This is a genomic window from Mesorhizobium sp. M0491 (assembly GCF_040321265.1).
Taxonomy (GTDB): Bacteria; Pseudomonadota; Alphaproteobacteria; order Rhizobiales; family Rhizobiaceae; genus Mesorhizobium.
The window spans coordinates 66,945-90,690 of sequence record NZ_JAMYRE010000005.1 but is presented as its reverse complement, the minus strand read 5'-3'; the positions used below and the strand labels follow the sequence as shown (position 1 = coordinate 90,690).

Annotated in this window: 24 protein-coding genes; 14 read left to right on the top strand and 10 right to left on the bottom strand. The window is 64.0% G+C overall.

Annotated features, from left to right (window positions below; all coding sequences use genetic code 11):
• Positions 1 to 115: 115 nt before the first annotated feature.
• Both pncB and gcvA read right to left on the bottom strand, forming a co-directional pair.
• Positions 116 to 1,420: a nicotinate phosphoribosyltransferase gene (pncB, locus tag NKI69_RS07735; RefSeq protein ID WP_352720828.1), complete on the bottom strand. Its 1,305-nt coding sequence runs from the start codon at positions 1,418 to 1,420 to the stop codon at positions 116 to 118.
• Positions 1,421 to 1,556: 136 nt separating this feature from the next.
• On the bottom strand, positions 1,557 to 2,531 hold the full coding sequence (gene gcvA / locus NKI69_RS07730; RefSeq protein ID WP_128304210.1) for a transcriptional regulator GcvA: 975 nt from the start codon (positions 2,529 to 2,531) through the stop codon (positions 1,557 to 1,559).
• Positions 2,532 to 2,737: 206 nt separating this feature from the next.
• Between gcvA and speB the strand changes: the two genes are divergently transcribed.
• From speB to NKI69_RS07710, 4 genes are all read left to right on the top strand, one after another.
• The gene (speB, locus tag NKI69_RS07725; RefSeq protein ID WP_352720826.1) at positions 2,738 to 3,799 is read left to right on the top strand and encodes an agmatinase; all 1,062 of its coding nucleotides are present in this window, start codon (positions 2,738 to 2,740) and stop codon (positions 3,797 to 3,799) included.
• Positions 3,800 to 3,881: 82 nt separating this feature from the next.
• The gene (locus NKI69_RS07720) at positions 3,882 to 4,688 is read left to right on the top strand and encodes a transporter substrate-binding domain-containing protein (protein ID WP_023810725.1); all 807 of its coding nucleotides are present in this window, start codon (positions 3,882 to 3,884) and stop codon (positions 4,686 to 4,688) included.
• A gap of 6 nt (positions 4,689 to 4,694) precedes the next feature.
• Complete coding sequence (locus NKI69_RS07715) at positions 4,695 to 5,351, top strand: amino acid ABC transporter permease (RefSeq protein ID WP_023810724.1); 657 nt, start codon at positions 4,695 to 4,697, stop codon at positions 5,349 to 5,351.
• Positions 5,348 to 5,995 (top strand): amino acid ABC transporter permease, encoded by a 648-nt coding sequence (locus tag NKI69_RS07710; protein WP_128304213.1) that lies wholly within the window; start codon positions 5,348 to 5,350, stop codon positions 5,993 to 5,995. Before NKI69_RS07715 ends, NKI69_RS07710 begins: the two co-directional genes overlap by 4 nt.
• A 22-nt stretch (positions 5,996 to 6,017) precedes the next feature.
• Here NKI69_RS07710 and NKI69_RS07705 read toward each other — a convergent pair whose 3' ends face one another.
• From NKI69_RS07705 to NKI69_RS07695, 3 genes are all read right to left on the bottom strand, one after another.
• Positions 6,018 to 6,833 (bottom strand): oxidoreductase, encoded by an 816-nt coding sequence (locus NKI69_RS07705; RefSeq protein ID WP_352720824.1) that lies wholly within the window; start codon positions 6,831 to 6,833, stop codon positions 6,018 to 6,020.
• Between the two features lie 106 nt (positions 6,834 to 6,939).
• Positions 6,940 to 8,205: a beta-ketoacyl-ACP synthase II gene (gene fabF / locus NKI69_RS07700; protein ID WP_128304214.1), complete on the bottom strand. Its 1,266-nt coding sequence runs from the start codon at positions 8,203 to 8,205 to the stop codon at positions 6,940 to 6,942.
• A 44-nt stretch (positions 8,206 to 8,249) separates the two neighbouring features.
• Positions 8,250 to 8,828, bottom strand: a complete 579-nt coding sequence (locus tag NKI69_RS07695; RefSeq protein ID WP_127297537.1) for a TetR/AcrR family transcriptional regulator — start codon at positions 8,826 to 8,828, stop codon at positions 8,250 to 8,252.
• An 81-nt stretch (positions 8,829 to 8,909) separates the two neighbouring features.
• On the opposite strand from NKI69_RS07695, the gene NKI69_RS07690 reads away from it, so the two are divergent.
• The 10 genes from NKI69_RS07690 to NKI69_RS07645 all read left to right on the top strand — a co-directional run bounded on the left by NKI69_RS07690 (position 8,910) and on the right by NKI69_RS07645 (position 17,411).
• On the top strand, positions 8,910 to 9,269 hold the full coding sequence (locus tag NKI69_RS07690; protein WP_352720822.1) for a hypothetical protein: 360 nt from the start codon (positions 8,910 to 8,912) through the stop codon (positions 9,267 to 9,269).
• A gap of 80 nt (positions 9,270 to 9,349) precedes the next feature.
• Positions 9,350 to 9,649, top strand: a complete 300-nt coding sequence (locus NKI69_RS07685; RefSeq protein ID WP_352720820.1) for a nuclear transport factor 2 family protein — start codon at positions 9,350 to 9,352, stop codon at positions 9,647 to 9,649.
• Between the two features lie 493 nt (positions 9,650 to 10,142).
• Positions 10,143 to 10,901, top strand: a complete 759-nt coding sequence (locus NKI69_RS07680) for an ABC transporter ATP-binding protein (RefSeq protein WP_352720818.1) — start codon at positions 10,143 to 10,145, stop codon at positions 10,899 to 10,901.
• Positions 10,888 to 11,619 (top strand): ABC transporter ATP-binding protein, encoded by a 732-nt coding sequence (locus NKI69_RS07675; RefSeq protein ID WP_352720816.1) that lies wholly within the window; start codon positions 10,888 to 10,890, stop codon positions 11,617 to 11,619. The genes NKI69_RS07680 and NKI69_RS07675 overlap by 14 nt, the downstream gene beginning before the upstream one ends.
• The gene (locus NKI69_RS07670) at positions 11,616 to 12,518 is read left to right on the top strand and encodes a branched-chain amino acid ABC transporter permease (protein WP_352720814.1); all 903 of its coding nucleotides are present in this window, start codon (positions 11,616 to 11,618) and stop codon (positions 12,516 to 12,518) included. The genes NKI69_RS07675 and NKI69_RS07670 overlap by 4 nt, the downstream gene beginning before the upstream one ends.
• Positions 12,515 to 13,564, top strand: a complete 1,050-nt coding sequence (locus NKI69_RS07665) for a branched-chain amino acid ABC transporter permease (protein WP_023810716.1) — start codon at positions 12,515 to 12,517, stop codon at positions 13,562 to 13,564. The genes NKI69_RS07670 and NKI69_RS07665 overlap by 4 nt, the downstream gene beginning before the upstream one ends.
• Positions 13,561 to 14,739: an ABC transporter substrate-binding protein gene (locus tag NKI69_RS07660; RefSeq protein WP_023810715.1), complete on the top strand. Its 1,179-nt coding sequence runs from the start codon at positions 13,561 to 13,563 to the stop codon at positions 14,737 to 14,739. The genes NKI69_RS07665 and NKI69_RS07660 overlap by 4 nt, the downstream gene beginning before the upstream one ends.
• Positions 14,740 to 14,741: 2 nt before the next feature.
• Positions 14,742 to 15,500 carry a cyclase family protein gene (locus NKI69_RS07655; RefSeq protein ID WP_023810714.1) on the top strand — a complete coding sequence of 253 codons (759 nt, stop codon included), beginning with the start codon at positions 14,742 to 14,744 and terminating at the stop codon, positions 15,498 to 15,500.
• A gap of 71 nt (positions 15,501 to 15,571) precedes the next feature.
• Positions 15,572 to 16,828 carry a cysteine desulfurase-like protein gene (locus NKI69_RS07650; RefSeq protein ID WP_128304220.1) on the top strand — a complete coding sequence of 419 codons (1,257 nt, stop codon included), beginning with the start codon at positions 15,572 to 15,574 and terminating at the stop codon, positions 16,826 to 16,828.
• Position 16,829: 1 nt separating this feature from the next.
• On the top strand, positions 16,830 to 17,411 hold the full coding sequence (locus tag NKI69_RS07645; protein WP_023810712.1) for a cupin domain-containing protein: 582 nt from the start codon (positions 16,830 to 16,832) through the stop codon (positions 17,409 to 17,411).
• Positions 17,412 to 17,497: 86 nt separating this feature from the next.
• Here the strand turns inward: NKI69_RS07645 and NKI69_RS07640 are convergent, their stop codons facing one another.
• From NKI69_RS07640 to NKI69_RS07620, 5 genes are all read right to left on the bottom strand, one after another.
• Complete coding sequence (locus NKI69_RS07640) at positions 17,498 to 18,901, bottom strand: MATE family efflux transporter (protein WP_352720812.1); 1,404 nt, start codon at positions 18,899 to 18,901, stop codon at positions 17,498 to 17,500.
• A gap of 166 nt (positions 18,902 to 19,067) precedes the next feature.
• Positions 19,068 to 20,654 (bottom strand): FGGY-family carbohydrate kinase, encoded by a 1,587-nt coding sequence (locus NKI69_RS07635; RefSeq protein ID WP_023810709.1) that lies wholly within the window; start codon positions 20,652 to 20,654, stop codon positions 19,068 to 19,070.
• A complete protein-coding gene (locus NKI69_RS07630) occupies positions 20,651 to 21,334 on the bottom strand; it encodes an HAD family hydrolase (protein ID WP_023810708.1) in 684 nt (227 codons plus the stop codon). Before NKI69_RS07630 ends, NKI69_RS07635 begins: the two co-directional genes overlap by 4 nt.
• 15 nt (positions 21,335 to 21,349) lie before the next feature.
• Positions 21,350 to 22,828, bottom strand: a complete 1,479-nt coding sequence (locus tag NKI69_RS07625; RefSeq protein ID WP_023810707.1) for a mannitol dehydrogenase family protein — start codon at positions 22,826 to 22,828, stop codon at positions 21,350 to 21,352.
• Between the two features lie 146 nt (positions 22,829 to 22,974).
• Positions 22,975 to 23,745 carry an L-iditol 2-dehydrogenase gene (locus tag NKI69_RS07620; RefSeq protein WP_128304237.1) on the bottom strand — a complete coding sequence of 257 codons (771 nt, stop codon included), beginning with the start codon at positions 23,743 to 23,745 and terminating at the stop codon, positions 22,975 to 22,977.
• Position 23,746 lies beyond the last annotated feature (1 nt).

Genomic DNA, 23,746 nt, shown 5'->3' with positions numbered 1-23,746 from the left:
AGCGGCCAATCTCCCCCCTTGCGGGGGAGATGTCCGGCAGGACAGAGGGGGGTGTGCGGGAACTCAAGCTATCCGAGATTCCATCTTTGCAGGCGATGCCAGGAGCCCCATCCCCTCACACCTTGACCAATTGCTCCACGCGGTCCTTCTCGCCAAAGATCCTGAGATACCGCTCGATCTCTTTCACATCGCCGGTCGCCTTGGCCGGATTGTCGGAAAGCTTGACCGCTGGCCTGCCATTGGCCTCGGTGACCTTGCAAACCAGCGATATGGCGTCGAGGCTGTTGGTTTCCGTCGGCGCGCAGCCTTCGAAATCATTGGTCAGATTGGTGCCCCAGCCGAAGGACATACGCACCTTGCCCTTGAAGTGGCGGTAGGTCTCCTCGATGGTTTCGACCTCGAGCCCGTCGGAGAAGATCAGCAGTTTCTGGCGGGGATCCTTGCCCTTGTCGCGCCACCAGGACAGGATTTTTTCGCCGCCTTCGATCGGTGGCGCGCTGTCGGGGCGAAAGCCCGTCCAGTCGGCCACCCAGTCCGGCGCGTCGCGCAGGAACGACGCGGTGCCGAAAGCGTCGGGCAGCACGATCAGCAGATTGCCGCCATAGTAACGCTGCCAGTCCTGCAGCACCTTGTAGGGCGACTGCCTCAGCTCTTTTTCCGAGTCGGCAAGCGCGGCGAACACCATCGGCAGCTCATGTGCGTTGGTGCCGAGCGCTTCGAGGTCGTTGTCCATGGCCAGAAGCACGTTGGAGGTGCCGGTGAACGCTTCGCCGATGCCTTCCTTCAGCGCCTCGACGCACCAGCGCTGCCACAGGAAGGAATGGCGCCGGCGCGTGCCGAAGTCCGAGATGCGGATGCCGGGCAGCGCCTTCAGCCGCTCGGTTTTGGCCCACATCTTGGACTTGGCGCGGGCATAGAGCACGTCGAGCGCGAAAGGCCCGAACGCCCGCATCGCCGCGCGCGATCGAAGTTCATTGATGATGGCGAGCGCCGGGATTTCCCACAGCGTGGTGTACATCCACGGCCCGCTGAAGGTCAGCTCATACTGCCCGTCGCGCTTCGACAGCTCGTACTCGGGCAGCCGGAAGCCTTCCAGCCAAGCGAGGAATTCCGGCTCGAAGATCTGCTTGCGGCCGTAGAAATTGTTACCGCCGAGCCAGATCATCTCCTTCTTGGAGAAGCGCAGCGTGCGGGCATGGTCGAGCTGTTCGCGCAGTTCGCTCTCGTCGATCTCGTCGGCAAGGCGCACCGAAGTTGTGCGGTTGATCAGCGAGAAGGTGGTGTCGACCTTGGGATACATGCCCCAGATCATCTGCAGCATCAAAAGCTTGTAGAAATCCGTGTCGAGCAGGCTGCGCACGATAGGATCGAGCTTCCAGGTGTGATTGTAGACGCGCCGCGCAATATCGGTCTTAGCCATGTTTCAACACCGCCTTCGCTGCCTGCCATCCACAATCGCGACAGGCCTCATAGCATCGAATCGGCCGGAACGCTGCCCGCTTTCAGGCTGGCCCGACAAAAAGAGCTGCCTGCATGCGGCGGCGCGCAGCCTGGCATCAGCCTGCGGATTTGGCGCCCATCACCCTGAGCGCCGGACGCTTGCGGCGGCTGACGATGCGGCCGGCCACCGGGGCGTCGGCGCGCCCGTCATCCCCGGCCTTCTCGGCGAACAGCCAGTCGATGAACACCTGCACGATCGGCGTCGTCCGCATCTCGTTGCGGCAGACGACATAGAAATCGTCGACCGCCGGCACCGACAGGCTGAACGGCGCGACCAGCATGCCCCTGGCCAGCAGCGCGCTTGCCGTCACCGAGTCGCCCAGCGCCACGCCATGGCCATGCACCGCCGCCTCGGTCGCCATACGCGCATCGCCGAGGTGATGGCGACGACCCCGCTCCAGGTCCAGCGCATCGGCCGCCGCCAGCCAGGTGTGCCATTCGCGGCCGTCGTCGCCATGCAGGAAGACATGGTCGGCGAGATCCCTGACGCTGCGGATCGGCCGGTTGTTGATCAGTGTCGGGCTGACCACGGGAAACAGTTCGAGGCCCGACCATTTGCGCATCCAGCAATCGGTCCAGCTGCCGTCGCCATAATGCACGCAGACATCGATGGTGGGCGCCCGCAAATCCTTGGGATCGTTGGAAGGAATAAGCGTCAGCCTTATGTCGGGATATTGCGCCATGAAACTGCCGAGCCGCGGTGTCATCCACAACAACAGAAGCGCCGGCACGCAGGAGACCGAAAGTGTGCCGCTGCTCGCCGGCCTTGTCATGCGCTGGGTGGCGGCCGCGATGCCGTCGAAGGCGGTCGACACTGCCGGCAGAAGCTCCGCGCCATGCGGTGTCAGTTTGACCCGCTGACCGACCCGCTCGAACAGCTTGACACTGAGCGACTGCTCAAGCGCCTTGATCTGGTGGCTGACGGCGCCATGCGTGACATTCAGCTCATTGGCCGCCTTGGTCAGCGAGCCATGCCGGGCCGTTGCCTCGAAGGCGCGCAGCGGATTGAGCGGTGGCAGGCGTTTGGTCATGGGTATCAACTTTATTGTGAGATTTTCTCACAGAAAGCACCCTAACAATATCAATTGATTTTTCAATGCCGCTGCCAGACACTGGCCTGGAACAGCATCAAGACGTGAAATCTGCAGGCAGCCAGCGGGACAGCGGCCCGGCCGGATGACGGTCGGTTCGCAGGCGTCACCCGCGTCGGCACTGTATCAGCCCAGGAGGAGCGGACATGGGATACGATCGCGGCAAGCTCGACGCATTGCGTCGCAAATATGGTGAAAGCCATGGCGGCGAGATGTTCGACCCGAAATTCCGCAAGGTCGCCGACAAGATCTTCTCCAAAAGCGGCACGCGGCTGGCGCCCTATTCAGGCATCCCGACCTTCCTCGCCGCGCCCTACCGGGAAATATCGGCCGACAATCCGGATTTCGGCGACCTTCAGGTAGCGATGACCGGAGTGCCGATGGATCTCGGCGTCACCAACAGACCAGGCTCGCGCTTCGGGCCGCGAGCGCTGCGTGCCATCGAGCGCATCGGCCCTTACAACCACGTGCTGGAATGCGCGCCCACACATGAGCTCCGGGTCGCCGACATCGGCGACACGCCGTTCCGCAGCCGCTACCGGCTGGAGACCAGCCATGAGGATATCGAGCGCCGCACCAACCAGATCGTCGATGCCGGCGTCATCCCGCTTTCGATCGGCGGCGACCATTCGATCAGCCATCCGGTCCTGAAGGCCGTCGGGAAGAAAGCTCCGGTCGGGTTGATCCATATCGACGCCCACTGCGACACCAGTGGCCTGTTCGACATGACCAAGTTCCACCATGGCGGCCCGTTCCGCAACGCGGTGCTTGACGGCGTGCTCGACCCGACGCGCACGATCCAGATCGGCATCCGCGGCTCGGCCGAATATCTGTGGGAATTCACCTACGAGTCCGGCATGACCGTGGTGCATGCCGAGGAGGTGACCGGTCTCGGCATTTCGGCCATCATCGAGAAGGCGCGCAGAATAGTCGGCGACGGCCCGACCTATGTCTCCTTCGACATCGACAGCGTCGATCCGGCCTTCGCGCCGGGCACCGGCACGCCGGAAGTCGGCGGGCTGACGACACGCGAGGTGCTCGAACTGCTGCGCGGCCTCAAAGGTCTCAACATCGTCGGCGGCGACGTCGTCGAGGTGGCACCGCAATACGACTCGACCACCAACACGGCGCACGCCGCGGCACAGGTTCTGTTCGAGATCCTGAGCCTGATGGTGTTCAGCCCGGCGATCACAGGCAAGGGCGCCTGAATTTCAGAAAAGCAAAGGCGGCCGCCGCGCTGGAGCCGGCGGCCCTATCCAACAAACAAGCTTCCAGAGGGGAATAAAAAAAATGACAATCCGCAAGACATTTTCAGCCATCGCCGCCGTGCTGATGCTCGGCACGGCCGGCTTCGGCCTGTCGATTCAGGCCGCCAGCGCCGATGCACTGGCGGACATCACCAAGGCCGGCACCATCAATGTCGGCGTCTTCGCCGACTTTCCGCCCTTCTCCTCGGCCAGCGCCGATATGAGCCTCAAGGGCTATGACATGGACGTCGCGCAATACATTGCCGACACGCTCAAGGTGAAGCTCAATCCCGTCGCCGTCACCGGCCAGAACCGCATCCCGTATCTGAACGACAAGCGCGTCGACATCCTGATGAGCGTCGGCTACTCGAAGGAACGCGAACAGGTCATCGACTTCGCCGCCGCCTACGCGCCCTACTACATCGCCGTGATCGGTCCGGCGGCACTGACGGTCAAGGGCAAGGAAGACCTCGCCGACAAGTCGATCGCCGTCAATCGTGGCACGCTGGAAGACACCTCGCTCACCGAGGCAGCACCGGCGTCGGCCGACATCAAGCGCTTCGACAACTACAATTCGGTGATCCAGGCCTTCATCTCCGGCCAGACGCAGCTGATGGTCGTCGGCAACGATGTCGGCGCGCAGGTGCTGGCCAAGCAGGATGCGCTGAAGCCGGAGCAGAAGTTCCAGCTTCTGACCTCGCCTTCGCATATCGGCCTCAACAAGAACGAGGACGGCCTGAAGAAGGCCGTCAACGATGCGGTCGCCAAGATGCTGGCCGACGGCAAGCTGGACGAAAGCTCGAAAGCCTGGCTGAAGACGCCGCTCAATCCCGAAAACCTCAAGGATTGAGTTTCCGTGGCCTTTGCCTGGCTCCCGGATGCTCTGGGCGACATCGCGCACGGCGCGGCCACGACGATCCTGCTGATCGCCGTGACCACGCTTGCCGGAACGCTGCTCAGCATCCTGGGTGCCGCGGGGCGACGAAACGGCCCGGTTCTGCTCAAGCGGGCAATCGCCTGTTACGTCGAGGTGATGCGCAACACGCCGTTCCTGGTGCAGCTGTTTTTCATCTTCTTCGGGCTGCCCAGCCTCGGCATCCGGCTCGACCCGCTCCTGGCCGCCATGCTGGCAATGACGCTCAACATGGCGGCCTACACCATCGAGATCGTCGGCGCCGGGCTTGACGCCGTGCCTGGCGGGCAGACGGAAGCAGCGCTCGCATTGGGCTTGCGGCCACGCCAGGTCTTCATCAAGATCGTGCTGCCGCAGGCACTCAAGATCATCTATCCCGCCCTGACCAGCCAGATCGTCATCATGATGCTGGAGTCGGCCGTGGTGTCGCAGATCGCCGTGCGTGAACTGACCTACGAGGCCGATATGCTGCAGGCGCGCACCTTCCGCTCTTTCGAGACCTATTTCGTCGTGACGCTGGTCTATCTTGCTCTGTCGATGGCCTTGCGCCGGCTGCTGGTGTCAGGCGGACGCCGTGCGCTCGGAGCCGGCGTGTCATGATCGAGTTCACCTTCTGGGACATCGTACGCAACCTGCTGCTCGCCGCCCGCTGGACGGTGCTGCTATCGCTGGCCGCCTTCATCGGCGGCGGCATCGTCGGCCTGGTCGTGCTGTTCTTCAGGATCGCCAAGAACAAGTGGAGCAGGCGTGTTGCTTCCGGCTACATCGCCCTGTTCCAGGGAACGCCGCTCTTGATGCAGCTGTTCCTGATGTTCTTCGGCCTGCCGATGCTCGGCCTGCGCATCGAACCGTGGACGGCGGCGGCGCTCGGCCTCACCTTCTTCGCCAGCGCCTATCTCGCCGAGATCTGGCGCTCGGGCGTCGCGGCGCTACCCCTCGGCCAATGGGACGCCGGCGCCAGCCTTGGCCTGCACTATCTGCAGGAGCTGAGGCTGATCATCCTGCCGCAGGCCTTTTCGATCACCCGCGCACCCACCGTCGGCTTCCTGGTTCAGCTGATCAAATCGACCGCGCTGACCTCGATCATCGGCTTCGAGGAACTGGTGCGGACCTCCAACGCCATCAACAATGCGACCTTCGAACCGTTCAAGGTCTACGGGCTGGTGGCGCTGATCTTCTTCGTCATGTGCTTTCCGCTGACGCAATACGCCCGCAGGCTCGAGAAACAGGCGGCTGCTCGCTGACGCGCCAAGGCAGCGCTCGACTTCAGGCCGGCAGCCCAAGCTGCTTGCGCAGGCTCTTGTCGAATGCGGACGCGGGGACGAAACGGCGCAGGAAACTGACCTGGCGCGCCATTTTTCCCGCCGCATAGCGCTTCTTCGGCGCGGGATCTGTCGCCGCGGCCAAAACGGTGTTGGCGACCACTTCGGGCGCATCGCCTTTCTCCATCGATTTCCGCACGGATACAGTCATCCCGGCGCGCGCGGCGTCGTAGATTTCGAGCGACCGGTCGGGGGCGGCAAGATTGTCCTCGAATGCCGTTCGGGTATAGGCGGGCTCCACCAGCGAAACGCGGATGCCGAACGGGCGCAATTCGTGATCGAGCGACTCGGAATACCCCTCGATGGCATGTTTGGTCGCTGAGTAAAGCGCGAAATAGGGAGCGGGGATGAACCCCTGCACCGAACTCAAATTCACGATTCTGCCCTTCCCTTGGCTTCGCATTGCCGGCAGCACCGCGTTGGTCACGCGCAAGACGCCGAAGACGTTCACGTCGAACAGCGCCTTGGCCTGGGCGGTCGAGGACTCCTCCGCGCCGCCAAACAGGCCCATACCGGCATTGTTGACAAGCAGGTCGATGCGTCCGGCCTTGGCCAGAACGTCATCGACCATTGTCGCAACGGACGCGTCGTCGGTCACGTCGCAGGTCAGCATGGTCACGCCGGCGGATTGCTGGGAGGCCGTGCGACGGCTGGTTCCGAAGACGCGAAAGCCGGCGCCCAGCAAGGCGTCGGCGGTAGCGCGCCCGATGCCGGAAGATGCCCCTGTCACCAGAGCGACGCCAGGATTGGTCTTGTTCATGGAAATCATATCCTTCTTTGCGTTGGATTGGATTGGGAAAAGCATGAGGGGCCGGGGCAAAGGGCGTTGGTCATGACTGCGTCTGGCGCTCGCGTCTGGCCACAGGTTAGTTCCAGCGTCTGAACAGGGCGCTGGCATTCACGCCGCCAAAGCCGAAGCCATTGGAGATCGCGTACTCCATCTCCATCGGCCGGGGCGCGTTTGCGACGAAGTCGATTCCGTCGCCGGCCGGATCGGCCTCGCCCAGGTTGAGGGTTGGCGGAGCGACCTGATCCCTGAGCGCCAGGATTGCGAAGATCGCACCAAGCCCGCCGGCCGCTCCGAGCAAATGTCCGGTCGCCGATTTCGTCGCACTGACAGCTATCGCGAAATCGCGCCCGAACACGCTCTTGATCGCTTCGATCTCACCCAGGTCGCCGACTGACGTGGAGGTCGCATGCGCATTGAGATGACGAACCTCGCGTGGCGAAATCCCTGCCTGGGCAATCGCGATCTGCATGGCCCGGCGCGCGCCGTCGCCGTCCTCCGGCCCGGAGGTGACGTGGTGGGCATCCGCGGTCGTGCCGTAGCCGACGAACTCAGCCAGCGGCTTTGCGCCGCGCGCCAACGCGTGGTCCAACGCCTCGATGACCAGCACGCCGGCCCCTTCGCCCATGACGAAGCCGTCCCGCGATGTGTCGAAAGGGCGCGAGGCTTGAGCCGGCGCCCAATTAAAGCCGGTTGAAAGAGAGCGAGCCGCGGCGAACCCGCCGAGACTGACGGTGTTGATGCACGCTTCCGTTCCGCCGCACACGGCGATGTCGGCTTCGTTGGCGCGGATCAGGCGGGCGGCGTCGCCGATCGCCTGGATGCCCGCCGCGCATGCCGTCACCGGTGCGCCGAGTGGACCTTTGAAACCATGACGGATCGAGATGTGGCCCGCCGCGAGGTTCACCAGGAAGGACGGCACCGTAAAGGGAGACAGGCGGCGGGCGCCACGCAGGTCCACCGTGCGCACCGCCTCGGTGATGGCGGGGAACCCGCCGACTCCTGAAGCGATGATCGTGGCCGTGCGCAGGCGCTCCGTTTCCAGGGCAGGCTTCCATTGCGCCTGCGCAAGCGCCTCTTCCGCCGCCGCCAACGCAAACAGAATGAACCGGTCCACCTTGCGCTGATCCTTCGCGGACAGGACGGCATCGGCATCGAAACCAGCCTCCGGATCTTCGCCCAGGGAGGGAACCACGCCGCCAATCTTAACCGGCAGCTCTCCCACCACATCGTCCGGAAGCCTGCGAACGCCGGACCGGCCGGCAAGCAGGCGTGACCAGGACGCTTCGACATTGGCGGCCAGGGGCGTGACCGCTCCCATGCCCGTGACGACAATCCGTTGCATCTGCTCTCCTGTCCTTGGTGTGCCGGCGGCGCTGCTCGCGCCGTTCAAGTGGCGACTGCTTCGCGAACCTGATCGGCCGCCGCATCCAGAAAAGCCCGCGCAAGGTCGGGATCGTTGACGACCCGCGAGAGCACGACCGCGCCGACCATCGTCGAGAGAACGGCCATTGCCTTTTTTCCGCTCTTTTCGCTGTCGCCCTCGCCAACCCAACCGCCGAGCATCTCAAGGTACGCCTTGATGCCGTCTTCGAATGACGCCTTCACCTCGGCACCCTGCCTGGCTGCATCCGAACCGAGCGCAACGACCGGGCAGCCGTCCATCTTTTCCCTGCGATGGTCCATGCTGAGGTAGAATGAGATCACCCCGTCGAGCGGGTTCCCAGGATGTGCTGCGGTCGCGGCCGACCATTTGTGGGTGGCGCTTTCCATCGCCCGCCTGGACGCCAGCGCCGCCAGATCGTCCTTCGACTCGAATTGCTTGTAAAAGGCACCCTGGGTCAGCCCGGCACCCTTCATCAGATCCTTGAGGCCGATGCCGTCAAAGCCGCGCTCCCGAAAAAGCCGGCTTGCCACATTGATCACGGTCTCGCGGTTTTCCGCGGCCTGAGTGCGACTCACACGCATCGTCATCTCCTTTTTTAGATTGCATTCGTAATCCATACCCTATATAGAGGGTGAACGCAATCTAAAAAAAGGACAAATGAGATGATCCGCAAAACGCTGAGCGCCTCGCTCCTGGCGGCGCTGTTTCTTGCAACCCCGGCTCTCGCCGAGGAAGCCACCATCGGACGCCCGATCGAAGGCGGCAGCCTGCACCAGGGACACCTGGACATGGTGGCCTACTACGTTCCGCGCGGCGACCTGCTTGAGGTCACCGCCACTTTCGTACCGAAGACCGGGGGTGATCCGCTGCGGTTCGTCATGGGCCTCGCCAACAGTGACGCCGTGGCGTTTTCCATACCGGGCCACCCCGGCTCGCTCTACGCCTTCTCAAGGTCCGGCAGCGAGGTGACGGTCTCGACCGAGACGGACATATCCCTGCGAGCCGATGCGACAACGCCCTGACCTGACGCAAGCCGCGGCCGCGATGCTGGCCGGGGCTCTCGCGTCCGGTCACGCCATCCCAATGAGCCTGGAGAGGTCACATGCTTTACAGCTATATTGTCGAGAAATCGATCCGGCAGAGCTTCGACGACGTCAACAACCATCGCTGGGACGCGGCGGTGAAGGCCATCGCGCCGCATGTCCATCACCGGGTTGGTGGCGCCCACGCGCTTGGTGGGGAGCGCCACGACAAGCAAGCCCTGCGCCGGTGGTTCGAGCGCCTCGGCCGTGTTCTGCCCGCTCTCCATCTCAACGGTCAACCACGTCTGGGTGAAGGGCTGGCCGTGGCATGCCACCGTGTTTGCCCAGTGGGATGGCACCGCAACCCTGCTCAACGGTGATACGTCCTACATCAACCGTGGTCTTCACGTGTTCACGCTGCGGAGGGGCACGGTTCATGCGCTCGAGGAATTTTATGATTCACAGGCGGCGGCGCGCGGTCTCGCCGCCCAGGCCGCAGCCGGCCTCGAAGAAGCTGTCGCCGAGCAGATAACAAGCTAGCAGAAGCGCGGTCCGAGGACGGCCAAGGTTACGGGCCGGTCGCGCTGATCTTTTTCGTCACGTGCCTTCCGCCCGCGCAGTATGCGCGGAGGCTCGAGAAGCCAGCGCCGGCGCTGGACTGCAAGCCAGGAAACCCAGTTCGGTAGCGCAGCGCTGCATCGATGCCGGTGCTGTCGCGGCAACGGTCGAGCCAAGGCAGGCATATAGCTTTCCTGCTAGGAATAGGCCTTGACATCTTGCCGTTCGAATTGTCCATTTGATGCTTGACCGGGCCGAACGGGGCGGCGAGGGCGGACAGGGGCAAACCGGCGCGTGGATAGACAGTCGAGTCGAGTGCTGTTGAAGACGGTTGGGCTGACAAAAGCCTTTCGAGGGCTGGTTGCCCTGCGGGATCATTCCATCGAGCTGCACGAAGGTGAAATCGTTGGGGTAATCGGGCCGAATGGCTCGGGCAAGAGCACGCTTTTCAACCTGATCACCGGCTTCTCCCAGCCGAATTCCGGTAGCATCGAGATGGAGGGCCGTTCGATCGTCGGCCTGCGCACATCGCAGATCGTCGCGATGGGCATCGCCCGCACCTTCCAGGGTTCTCGCCTATTCGGCAGCCTCAGCGTCGCACAGAACGTGCTGACGGCGGCGCAGCTGCGCCATCCTGTCGGGCCCGCCGATACCGTGCTGCGCGGTCAGCGCTATCGCGAGCGGGTGGCCGCGACGCGGCAGCAGGCCGACGAACTCCTCGACCTCATGGGCCTGACAGATCAGGCCGGCAGGGTCGCCGCGGATCTTCCCTACGGCGATCAGCGGCGGCTGGAGATTGCGCGTGCGTTGGCGACCGGCCCGCAGTTGCTGCTGCTCGATGAGCCCGCAGCCGGGCTTGATTCCAACGAGACCAAGGTGTTGGCGGCGCTGATTCGGACGATCCGTGACCGCTACGGCGTAACGGTGGTCGTTGTCGAGCACGACATGGACCTGATCATGGCGCTGTGCGAACGCATCCAGGTGCTGGCGACCGGCGAGGTGATCTGCGTCGGAACACCGGAGCAGGTACGCGAACACCCGAAAGTGCGGGAGGCGTATCTTGGCCACGCCTAGCCCCGTTCTGCTCAGCGTCGAGAACCTCGAGGTCAATTTCGGCGCGGTGCGTGCGCTGAAGGGCATTTCGCTCGACGTCCATGCCGGCGAGGTGGTGGCGTTGGTGGGGGCCAACGGCGCCGGCAAGAGCACGACCTTGCGCACCATTTCCGGCCTGTCGCGGCCGCGCGGCGGCAAGATCATCTTCGATGGCAAGCCGATTGGAGGTGTCGCTCCGTCGCGCATCGTAACTCTGGGCATCGCGCAGAGCCCGGAGGGCAGGCGCCTGTTCGGCGGCCTGACGGTGGCCGACAATCTGCGGCTCGGCGCCTGCACCCGCACCGACAAGGAGGCCGTCGTCAGAGATAGCGAGCGCATGTTCATGCTGTTCCCGGTTCTCAAGCAGCGGCTGAAGCAACTGGCCGGCACGCTGTCGGGCGGCGAACAGCAGCAGCTTGCTCTGGCGCGCGCGCTGATGGCGGCGCCGCGCCTGCTGCTGCTCGACGAGCCTTCGCTCGGCGTTGCGCCGCTGCTGGTGCGCCACATCTTCAGCGCGCTTGCCGAACTGAAGCGCCAGGGCATGACGATGCTGCTGGTGGAACAGAACATCACGCTCGCGCTGGACCTCGCCGACCGTGCCTATGTGCTGCGCACGGGTCAGGTGGCGCTGTCGGGCCGGTCCGCGGAACTGCGCGACAGCGAACGCGTGGCGCAGGCATATCTCGGGGCGGCAACATGACCCAGCTGGACTATATCCTGCAGCAGATCGTCAACGCGGTGAGCCTCGGCAGCCTCTACGCGCTGGTGTCGGTCGGCCTGTCGATCGTCTTCGGCGTCCTCAAGCTCACCAATTTCGCGCATGGCGACGTAATGATGGTAGGCGCATTCGGGGTAGCTCTGCTGGCAGGGATCGGCGTTCCGTTCCCTGTCGCCGTGATCTGCGGCATCGCCGCGGCGGCCGTCGCGGGCTTCCTCATCGAACGCATCGCCTATCGTCCGATCCGCGACGCGCCCGACGTCGCACGACTGCTCACCAGCCTCGCCGTCACCTACATCATCGAGAACGTCGGCATCCTGGTGTTCACCTCCTCGCCGCGCAATTTTCCACTCCCCGATATTCTCAACACCTCCTGGGAAATGTCGAACGGCGCCATCACCTTCACCAGCATCAATCTCCTGACCATCGCGTTGACCTTCGTGTCGCTGCTGCTCCTCGGCTGGTTCATCACGCGCACCACGACCGGGCTCGGCATGCGCGCCGCAGCCGAGGACATGTCGGCGGCACACCTTGTCGGTCTGAACGTCAACCGGCTGATCATCGTCGCCTTCATCGTCGCATCCGCCTATGCCGGCCTCGCCGGCATTTTGTGGGCGGCACAGGCCGGCGTGGTGCAGCCGCAGATGGGCTTCACGCCGCTCCTGAAGGCTTTCGTGGCGGCGATCATCGGCGGCTTCGGGTCGATCGCGGGCGCCCTGGTGGGCGGCTACATATTGGGCGCGCTGGAGATATTCATCGTCGCATTCCTGCCGAGCAGCGTCTCGTCCTATCGCGACGCAATCGTCTTCGCCGTGCTGATCGCCTTTCTCCTGGTGCGCCCGGGCGGGCTGCTCCAGCCAAACCGGGAGATAAAGCTGTGAGCCGGGAAGCGCGGATCACACTCCTCGTCCTCGTCGCCCTGGTGGCGGGAGCAGCTGTCGCTTTCGGTGCACCGCACGTGCTGAGCGACTATTTCGTCCGGATTATCCTGCTGATCGCGCTGAATGCAATCCTGGTGCTGGCGCTGTCGCTGAGCAACGGTTTTACGGGCGTGTTTTCGCTCGGTCATGTCGGCTTCATCGGCGCCGGCGCGTATATATCGGGGATACTGTCGATTCCCGTACAGCAGAAGATGGCACTGCTGCCGCATCTGCCGGCGTTTCTGCATGCTTTCAGCCTCCCCTTCCTGCCGGCGACGCTGGTGGCAGGTCTTCTGACGGCGCTGCTTGCCGTGGTCGTCGGTTATCCCTTGATGCGCCTGTCGGGCTATTTCGTTTCGGTGGCGACGATGGGATTCTTGATTATCGTCAACGTGGTGCTGATCAATGCGTCGGATTTCACCCGAGGCGCCCGCACTTTCACCGGTGTGCCGCTGGAGACGACGTTGCCCTGGGTGATGGGTTGGCTCGCCATCACGGTGTTCGTTCTGGCGCGCCTGGTCTATTCGCCTTTCGGGCGCGCCATGAAGGCGGTGCGCGACGACACAATCGCGGCCAGCGCTGTCGGCATCGGCGTGTTGCGGACCAGACTGATCGCCTTCGTCATCGGCGCGTTCTTCTCAGGCGTCGGCGGGTCGCTCTACGCACATTATCTCGGCTCGTTTTCGCCGAACACCTTCTACTTCGCGCTGACCATGAGCCTGATCACAATGCTGGTGCTAGGCGGCATGGGCTCCCTGACCGGCGCGGTGGTTGGCGTCATCTGCGTTTCGCTGTTGTCGGAGGTCCTGCGCTCGGTCGAACGCGGCTTCACGATCGGCGATTTCGCGGTGCCGGCCCTGTTTGGCGCCAGCCAGATCGTGCTTGGCTTCATCTTCATTCTAGTCATGATCTTCCGGCCGAAGGGGATCATGGGGGACCGGGAACTTACGTTCGGATTAACCCAAAGATCGGCAACGGTGAACCAGACAGAGGAACGAAAACGATGATCAAACTCACTCGACGCGACACCATCGGCCTAGGACTGGGCGCATTCTTCGCGCTTGCCTCGGCCAGCACGGCACTTGCTGCCGACACGATCAAGATCGGCTATCCGGCAAACCTGACCGGCATTCAGGCCTCGCTCGACGGTCCGATGCTGAATGGCGCCAAGCTGGCGGCAAGCGAAATCAACGCCGCCGGCGGCGTGCTCGGCCAACAGATAGAACTGGTGATCTACGACTCCAAGAGCGATTCGACGACGATCTCGACCGTCGCCAGCCAGTTGATCGACAGCGACAAGGTCGTCGGCATCATCGGCTTCGCCGATTCCGATTCGGTGCTGGCCATCGGACCGCAGGTCCAGAAGGCGCAGATCCCGTTCATCACGCCCGGCGCGACCTCGCCGAAATTGCCGAGCCAGCTCGGCAACGAGATCTTCCTCGCCGCCTTCGGCGACAACGTTCAGGCTGCGGTTGGCGCGGAATTTGCGCTGAACAAGCTGAACGGCAAGACCGCCTACCTGCTGACCGACATCGGCACCGAATACACAACGCTGCTGTCGGACTACTTCGTCACCGCCTACGAGCATGGCGGGGGCAAGATCTTGGAGCGCGACACCTACAAGATCGGCGACAAGACCTTTACCGCGCAGATCGCCAAACTGAAGGCGCTGTCACCGCAGCCCGACTTCGTCTATGCCTCGTCGAATGCCGAGGAAATCGGCCTGATCTTGAAGCAGATGCGCCAGGCCGGCATCAACCTGCCGGTGGTCGGCGGCGACGGTTACGACACGCCCTTGCTGATCCAGGTCGGCGGCGACGCGGCCAAGGACACCTACTTCACCACCCATGCCTATATCGGTGAGGGCGCCACCCCGAAGGTGCAGGCCTTCATCGACGCCTACACCAAGTCGGCCGGCAATGCCCCGGAGAACGCGTTCGCTGCGCTCGGCTACGATTCGGTCAAGCTGATGACCGACGCGATCAAGCGTGCCGGTGCGCCGGATCCGGCCAAGATCCGTGACGCGCTGGCCGCTACGTCCGGGCTCGACGGCGTGACCGGAACGATCACCTACCGCCCGGGCATTTCGGTGCCGGACAAATCGGTCTCGGTCATCGGTGTCAAGGACGGCAAGCTTGTCCTTGCAAGTGAAGCGGCACCGACCTTCGTCGCGGAGCCGTGATCTTGTCCACTCCGGGTTCCCTTTGGGACATCTACAGGTCGCGGCTCTCCGCCGCGACCTTCACCGACCTGACGCATGCGTTTCATCCGGGCCAGCCGCACTTCCCGGCCTTCCCGGACGAGGAGCGCCGTGCGTTGCTCGATTTTTCGAAGGGCGACGCCTTCCAGGTCCACCACTACGCCTTCGTCGGACAGTGGGGCACCCATGTCGATCCGCCGGTGCACTTCATCGACGGCGGCCGCTCGATCGACCAACTGTCGGTGGCGGAGATGCTTCTGCCGTTGGTCATCCTCGACATCAGCGACAGGGTCGCCGCCGATCCCGACGCGACGCCGACGCTCGACGACATTTCCGCCTGGGAGACACGGAACGGCCGTATCCCGGAAAAGTGTTTTGTCGCGCTTCGCACCGGGTGGTGGCCGCGCTGGCCAGACCCCGTGGCGTTTCAGAACAAGTCGGCCGACGGTATCTCGCATGCGCCGGGCTGGTCGAAGCCGGTGCTGGAGGAACTTTTGGAACGCCGCGGTGTCGCTGCCATCGGGCACGAGGGCATGGACACCGATCCCGGCCGCGCCACTTCCGCGGGTGACGCAAGCCTGGAATACTATGTGCTGTCCCGCGACTGCTGGCAGATCGAGCTCCTGGCCAATCTCGACAAGGTGCCTGACGCCGGCGCGTTGATAATGGCAAGCTGGCCAAAGCCAAAGGCCGGATCCGGCTTCCCGGCTCGCGCTGTCGCCATCCATGAAGCGGCCGGCTGAACGCGTGAAACCGCAGCTGGCGGCGTCTAGGGGCCGCCACACAACGATCACCAGACACACGGAATTCAGACATGGATATAGACACAGTCCGCGATGCTTTTCCGGCGATGGCGAGAGGTGCCGAGCCGAAGAAGCGGATTTTCTTCGACAATCCCGCGGGAACCCAGATGGCGAGCCGTTCGATCGAGCGCATGACGCGTGCCATGATCGAGACCAACGCCAATCTTGGTGGCTATTTCGAAACCTCACTCGCGGCCCAGGCGATGGTCGACGACGCGCATCAGGCGATGGCCGATTTCTTCAATGCCGCGGACCGGCGTGAGGTGGTGTTCGGCCAGAACATGACGACGCTGACTTTCGCCGTCTCGCGCGCCATCGGCCGCGATCTGAACGCCGGCGACGCCATCGTGTTGACGCGCATGGATCATGACGCCAACGTCGCACCCTGGCTGATGCTGGCGGAGGATCGCGGGCTTGAGGTACGCTGGATCGACCTCGATCCAAAAACGTTCGAACTCGACCTGTCGACGCTGGAGGCCACTATCGACGAGGAGGTCAAGCTGGTCGCCGTCGGCTATGCCAGCAACGTTACCGGCACGATCAACGACGTGAAGCGGATCGCGCAGCGCGCACGCGCGGTCGGGGCGCTGAGCTATATCGACGCGGTGCAGTTCGCGCCGCATGGAGTGATCGACGTCCAGGAGATTGGCTGTGATTTCCTGGTTTGCTCGGCCTACAAATTTTTCGGACCGCATCACGGGGTGTTGTGGGGCCGGTTCGATCTGCTGCAGGCGCTGACCGCCTACAAGGTGCGCGCGGCTTCGAACACGCCACCTGGAAAATTCGAGACGGGGACGACAAGCCGCGAGTCGCTTGCCGGGGTGCTTGGCGCCGTCGAGCACTATGCCTGGCTCGGACAGTCCTTCGGCAACGTCCACCCGCAGGCGACGCGGCGCGAGCGCATCGTCGCCGGCATTGAAGTCGCCGACCGTTATGAGCGTGTCCTGACAGCACGGCTGATTGCCGGATTGTCCAGAATTGATGGCGTCTTGGTCCAGGGTATAACCGATGTGGCGGCGCTGGCGCGCCGGGTGCCTACCGTGTCGATCACCGTTGACGGAACCGATCCCGCCGATATCGCCAAGGCGATGGCAAAGGAAGGCATCTATCTCTGGCATGGCCACAATTACGGTTTGGAGCCAATCAAGCGGCTGGGGCTTGCGGACCGCAACGGCGTCGTCCGCATCGGGCTGGCCCATTATAACACCGAGGCGGAAGTCGATTTTCTGTTGGCGAAGCTGGCGGACTGGATGAAGACGCGGACCTGACATGCGCGACAGAAACGGAACCCCGAGGATCGGCGTCAAGCTGCGCCATGCCAGACAGGTGCTTGGCCTCAGCCTGGAAGAGCTCGGCGCCCGCATCGGGCTGACAGAGGGTTATCTCTCGAAGATCGAAAACGACCGCGCGACGCCCTCGATGGCGGCTCTGCACCGGCTGGTGCAGGCGCTGGGCATCAACATGAACGCTATGTTCGGCACGCTGCAGCACAATGCCTCGGAAGTGTTCGTGTTGCGGCAAAACGAGCGTCCGCACATGGAGACGGGACATCGGCGCTCGGGCAACCATGTCGTGCTCGAGCAATTGGTGCCATCCGGTCCGGAATATCTGCTGCAGATCAATGTCCACGTGATCGAGGCCGGCGGCGGCAGCCTCGAGTTGATCAGCCACAAGGGACAGGAATTCGGCTACGTGCTCGAAGGTTCCGTCGAGTTGCTGGTCGAGACGAACGTGGTGGCGCTCGAGGCAGGCGACGCGTTTTATTTCAACTCCGAACTCGGCCACGGCTACCGCAATATCGGTTCGACCACGGTCCGTATCCTCTGGGTCAACACGCCGCCGACATTCTGACCGCCTCTATCGCGGAGTTGTGAAGGCGTTGTTCAATGAGCCAACGCCCACAGGACAACAGCCGCCGGGCCATCGGCCGTTCTGTTTCAATGCCCGAACGCGAGCGGCGGCGCCAACCGGTCGCGCCGCAGCCAGCGCGCCAGCAGCAGCGCGGCCACCACGGCCAGCCCCGTCGACAGGCCGATCCAGATGCCGACGCCATGCAGGCCGAAATGGAAGGCGAGCAGCACGCCGAGCGGCAGGCCGACGCCCCAATAGCCGATCGCGGCATAGATCATCGGCACCTTGGTGTCATGCAGGCCGCGCAGCATGCCGGCGGCCACCGCCTGGGCGCCGTCGAAGACCTGGAACAGCGCCGCGAAGACCAGGAACGACACGGCAAGTTCGATCACCCTGGCATTGGCCGGATTGCCCAGATCGATGAAGGCGCTGATCAGCGGATGCGGCCACAGGATCATCACCAGCCCCATCAGCGCCATGAACGAGACGCCGATGACAAAGGCGGTCCAGCCGGCGCGCGAGACGCATTCCGGATTGCCGGCGCCGTGCGCAAGGCCGACGCGCACCGTCACCGCCTGGTTGAGGCCGAGCGGCACCATGAAGGAGATCGAGGCGATCTGGATGGCGATCGCGTGCGCGGCCAGGGAATCCGCGTCGATCAGGCCCATCAGCAGGGCCGCCGCATTGAAGATCGTCACCTCGAAGGCGAGGATGCCGGCAATCGGCAGGCCGAGCCGCAACAGGCCCTTGAAGCGCGGCCAGTCGGCGCGCCAGAAACGGCCGAACAGACGGTAGCGGCGGAACTTCTTCTCCAGCATCACCACGGCAGCCATGCCGATGAACATCAGCGCTGAGGACAGCGAGGTGGCAAGGCCCGACCCGGCAATGCCCATTGCCGGCACGCCGAGATTGCCGAACATGAACACCCAGTTGAAGAAGACGTTGCAGGCGACGGCGACGAAGACGATGACCAGCGCCCAGCCCGGCCGTTCCAGCGCCGAGATGAACGAGCGCAGCACGATATAGAAGTAGAAGGGCAGCACCGCCCATTCGAGCCAGCGCAGATAGATGCCGGCCTGATGGGCCAGAACCGGGTCCTGGCCCATGGCCAATAGAATGCCCTCGCCGTGCCAAAGCACGAGCCAGATCGGGATCGAGATCAGGATCGCCAGCCACAGGCCCTGGCGCACGGTGCGGCGCAGGTCGCGCACCGAATAGCGGCGGCGGCCGAGCTCGGTAGCGATCATCGGCGAGGTCGCCAGCATCAGGCCGAGGCCGAAGATCAGCGGCATGAAATAAAGGTTGGCGCCAAGCGCGCCGCTGGCCAGCGTATCCGGGCCCAGACGACCCATCATCATGACGTCGGTGGCCGTCATCGCGGTCTGGCCGAGATTGGTCAGCACCATCGGCCAGGCGAGCGCCAGCGTCGCCCTGATTTCCTGACGCCAAAGATTTTCCGGCGCGCGAGCGCCGGCTTCGATCGCAGACATTGTTCCGCTCTTTCCACCTACGGCACGTCGGCCAGAGCCGGAAGCCGCATGTCAAACGGCAAAACCTTCGGTTTCGCCGCGTTTGCGTCAGCTTCTGGACGAAACGCGACATGAAGGCAAGAGAGGAGGGACGGGAACGGATTGAGCCAGCGACCGGCCCGATGCTCTAGCGGATCGCGTCCAGCATCCGGCGCTGGCGGTGCATCTCGAGGAAAACCTTGTAGTCGCGCTCGAAACGCCCTGATGATTTCGGGTTCGACGGGCGCGTCCTGCCGCCTTGCTGCATGGCAAGACAGGCGGCGTTGAGGTCGGGAAACAGCCCGGCAGCGGTGGCGGCGATCATGCCGGTACCGAGCAGCACCGCCTCGTCGGCCAGCGGCTCGATCACCGTGCAGCCGGTGGCGTCGGCGTAGAGTTCCATCAGCAGCGGGTTCTTGGTGTGGCCGCCGGTGACGTGCAGCGTGTCGATCAGATAGCCGTTCTCGTTCAGTGCCTCCAGCACGTGGCGCACGCCGAGCGCGATGCCGACGGCGGTGCGCCAATAGAGCTTGCACAGGCTGTCGAAGGAGGAATCCAGCGTCAGCCCGCTGACGACGCCGACGGCATGCGGATCGGCGAGCGGTGAGCGGTTGCCATGAAAGTCGGGCAGCACATGCAGCCTTGCGGCGAGGCTGTCGCCCTCGATGGCGCGCAGCTCGGCGACACGCCTGGCGATCTTCGCATGCATGGCGGCATCCGGCTCGCCGCCGGCGCCGTGCCAGCGGATGATGTGGTCGAGCAGGGCGCCGGTCGCCGACTGGCCGCCTTCCGACAGCCACAGCCTGGGCAGCGCCGCGCCGTAATACGGCCCCCAGACGCCGGCGAAAGGCTGCGGATCCGGTGACATCGCCATGACGCAGCTCGACGTGCCGGCGATCAGCGCCAAATGCCGGCCGATGTCCTGTTCGTCGCCGGCAAAGCCGCCGAGCACGCCAAGCGCGCCGGCATAGGCATCGATGACGCCGGAGCCCACCCGGCATTTCTCGCTCAGCCCAAGCTCGGCCGCCGCTTGCGCCGTCAATCGACCGATATCGGCGCCGACGGGACTGGCCTTTTCCGGCAGGCTGCCGTGCTCGAAAAGATCGCCGAGGCCGACGAGCTCGAAGAAGTCGCGCCGCCAGCCTGTCTCCTCATGCGCCAGATAGGTCCATTTGGCGGTCAGCGTGCATTGCGAGCGGGCCAGCGAACCCGTCGCTTGCCAGGTCAGGAAATCGGTCAGGTCGAATAAATAGCCGGCTTCATTCCACGTGTCCGGCAAATTGCGCTTCAGCCACATCAGTTTCGGCGTCGCCATTTCCGGCGACATGACGCCGCCGATGTAATTCAGCACGGCGTGGCCGCTTGCCGTGCATTCGTCGGCCTCGGCGATGGCGCGGTGGTCGAGCCAGACGACGGTGTCCCAGCGCTTGTCGCCCGTGACCGAGACACTGAGCTGGCTGCCTTGCCGGTCGCGCACCACCAGCGAACAGGTGGCATCGAAGGAGATGCCGACAATGTCCTCAGGCTCGACACCGGCTTTTTCGCGGGCAGCGCGCACGGCGGTGCAGACGGCCGACCAGATATCGCGCGAATCATGCTCGGCGTGATCGGGCTTCGGCTGGTTCATGGCGATCGGCCGCTCGGCGCGGCCGAGCAAGGTGCCACTGGTGTCGAGAATGCCCGCGCGAGCGCTCCCGGTGCCGACATCGACCGCGCAAACGAACTGTTTCGTCAAGATGCTCTGTCTCTCGCTCCCAAGCCTGCAATCAGATCGGGCAATTGCAGCATGTCAGCGAATATAAAGTCCGGTTCACTCGACGCAAGCCGCGCTTTCAAGGCGGGATTGCCGGCATGCGATCCGCCGGTGAAGGCGAGCACGCGCATCCCTGCCGCCCGCGCAGCAGCGATGCCGGCCGGGCTGTCCTCGATGACGAGGCATTTGCGCGGATGGGCCCGCATGCTGGCGGCGGCATGCAGGAACAGATCCGGCGCCGGCTTTCCCTTGGCCACCATGGTGGCACTGAACAGATGCGGCTCCATCAGCCCAAGCAATCCGGTGACGTCGAGCGCGTAGCGGATGCGGTCGAGCGTGCCTGAGGACGCGACACAGTACGGCAGCCCAAGCTTGGGCAGCATCTTCCTGACGCCGGCGATCGGCTTCAGCTCCTCGCGGAATTTGCGCATCAATTCGACGCGCATCTCGGTCAGGTGCAGGTCGGTGATATCGAGCCCGAAGTCGCGGCCGAGGATCTCGCGCACGCTTTTCATGCTCTTGCCGAGGAAATGCTCGTAGGCGGCGTCCTCACTGACGCTGCCGCCGGCAAGTTTGACCATGCCAAGCAGCGCCGAGACGGAGAGCGCCTCGCTGTCGACCAGCACGCCATCACAGTCGAAGATGACCAGCTCAGGCGTCATGATGGAGAATGGCTCTCAGAGCTTGCCGGCGAGGTAGCGCGTCAGCGTCGCGCGCGCGCCATTCGCCCACAGCACGTTGAGCGCATGGGCAAAGGCCTCGACAAACGCCGTCGCGCGGCCGACATCGCCATAGATGTCCTCCATGGCGAGCCAGGCGGCGGGAGCATCCTTTGCCGCCTTTGCCGTCGCTTGCAGCCGGTCCCAGCTCGGATCGTTGGGCTCGATGACGGCACCGCTGTCGGTCGTACCGAAGCAATAGCGGCACCAGAGCGCTGATTCCAGCGCCAGGCCGACGACGCTTTTCCCGGCCTTCAGCCGGTCGGCGATGGTCGGGATGATGAATTTCGGCTGGCGGTTGGAGCCGTCGAGGCAGAGCCGGCGCACCGTGTCGCCGATCTTGGGATTGGAGAAGCGGCTCTCGATGAGCTGGTAATAGTCTTCCAGGACCGTGTCCGGCACCGGCGGCACGGTCGGGATGATTTCGTCCCGTTCGAGCTTGGCCAGAAACCCGCTCACCAGCGGCTCCTGCATCGCCTCATGGACGAAATGGATGTCCATCAGCCCGGCCGGATAAGCGATGGTGGCGTGGCCGCCATTGAGGATGCGGATCTTCATCAATTCGTAGGGCGCAACGTCTTTGACGAACTGCACGCCGACCTTTTCCAGTGGCGGCCGGCCGCCGGTGAAATGGTCCTCCAGCACCCACTGCCGGAACGGCTCGCAGAACACCGGCCAGTTGTCCTCAAGGCCAAAATCCTTGGCGAGAATGCCGCGTTCGCGATCGGTGGTCGCCGGCGTGATGCGATCGACCATGCCGTTCGGAAAGGCGACATGCTCGCTGGCCCAGTTCGCCAGATCCTCGTCGATCAAACGGGCCAGGCCGATGACCCCGTCCGAGGTGACATGGCCGTTGTGGGGGATGTTGTCGCACGACATCACCGTGAACGGCACGGTACCCTCGTCGCGGCGGCGCACCAGCCCGGCAAGGATGATGCCGAACACCGTCTTCGGCGTCGCGCCGGGCTGCGCATCGGCGACGATGTCGGGATGGGTCGGGTTGAACACGCCGGAGGCCGGGTCGATGAAATAGCCGCCTTCGGTGATGGTCAGCGAAACGATCTTGATGGCCGGGTCGGCCAGCTGTTCGATGATGCCGGCCGCATCGCCGGGCATCAGGAAGTCGATCATGGCGCCGGTGACGCGTGCGCTCATATGGCCGCTGTCCTGCTCGACCACGGTGGTCAGCCAATCCTGCTCTTCCAGTTTGCCGCGACCGATCTTTTCACCGTCGAACACGCCGGCGCCGATCAGCGCCCAGTCATGGCCGATGCCCGCATTGAACAAATCGTCGAGATAGACGGCCTGATGCGAGCGGTGAAAATTGCCAACGCCGAAATGCACGATGCCGGCCTTCAATGTTGCGCGGTCATACTTCGGACCGGCGACCTCAGTGGGCAGCTTGGAGAGGTTTGAGGACGAGAGTTTCACGGTCATCTGTTTTACCCTTTGGCCGGATTTCGGCCTTCGTTACGCTCCTCTCCCGGTCGGGGAGAGGATAAGGGGTGGCACTTGCTACGCGCCCGCTGATGTCGGCCTCTGCTCCTCGCGGAGGTACGAGGAGCAGAGGCCGTCCCCCGCCCTCAACTCATCCACTGGCCGCCGTCGACATTGTAGGTCTGGGCGACGACGTATTCGGCGTCGGCGCTGGCGAGAAAAACCGCCATGCCGGTAAGGTCCTGCGCCGTGCCCATGCGGCCATAGGGCACCGCCTCGCCGACCAGTTTCTTCTTCTCGCCCCTCGGCCGGTTTTCATATTTGGCGAACAGCGAATCGACGTGATCCCAGTGCTCGCCGTCGACCACGCCAGGGGCAATCGCGTTGACGTTGATGCGGTGCTTGATGAGGTCGAGCCCCGCCGACTGGGTCAGCGAGATGACGGCGGCCTTGGTGGCGCAGTAGACGCCGACCAGCGCCTCGCCGCGGCGTCCGGCCTGGCTCGCCATGTTGATGATCCTGCCGCCCCGGCCAGCGGCGATCATCGAGCGGGCGGCAGCCTGCAGCATGAACAGCGTGCCGGCGACATTGACGGAAAACAATTTGTCGTAGCTTGCCTTGGTGATCTCGACGATCGGCGCCAGGTCGAACAGGGCGGCGTTGTTGATCAGGATATCCAGGCCACCGGTCTTCGTCTCGACGGCTTTCACCGCCGCTTCGATCGAGGCGAGGTCGGTGACGTCGAGCTTGACCGCATAGGCCTTGCCGCCGATCTCGGCGGCTGTCTTCTGCGCCGCCTCGAGATTGATGTCGGCGATGGCGACGGTTGCGCCTTCGCCGGCATAGGCTTCGGCGAAGGCTCTGCCGATGCCGCGGGCCGAACCCGTGATCAGCGCGGATTTGCCGGCCAGTCTCATG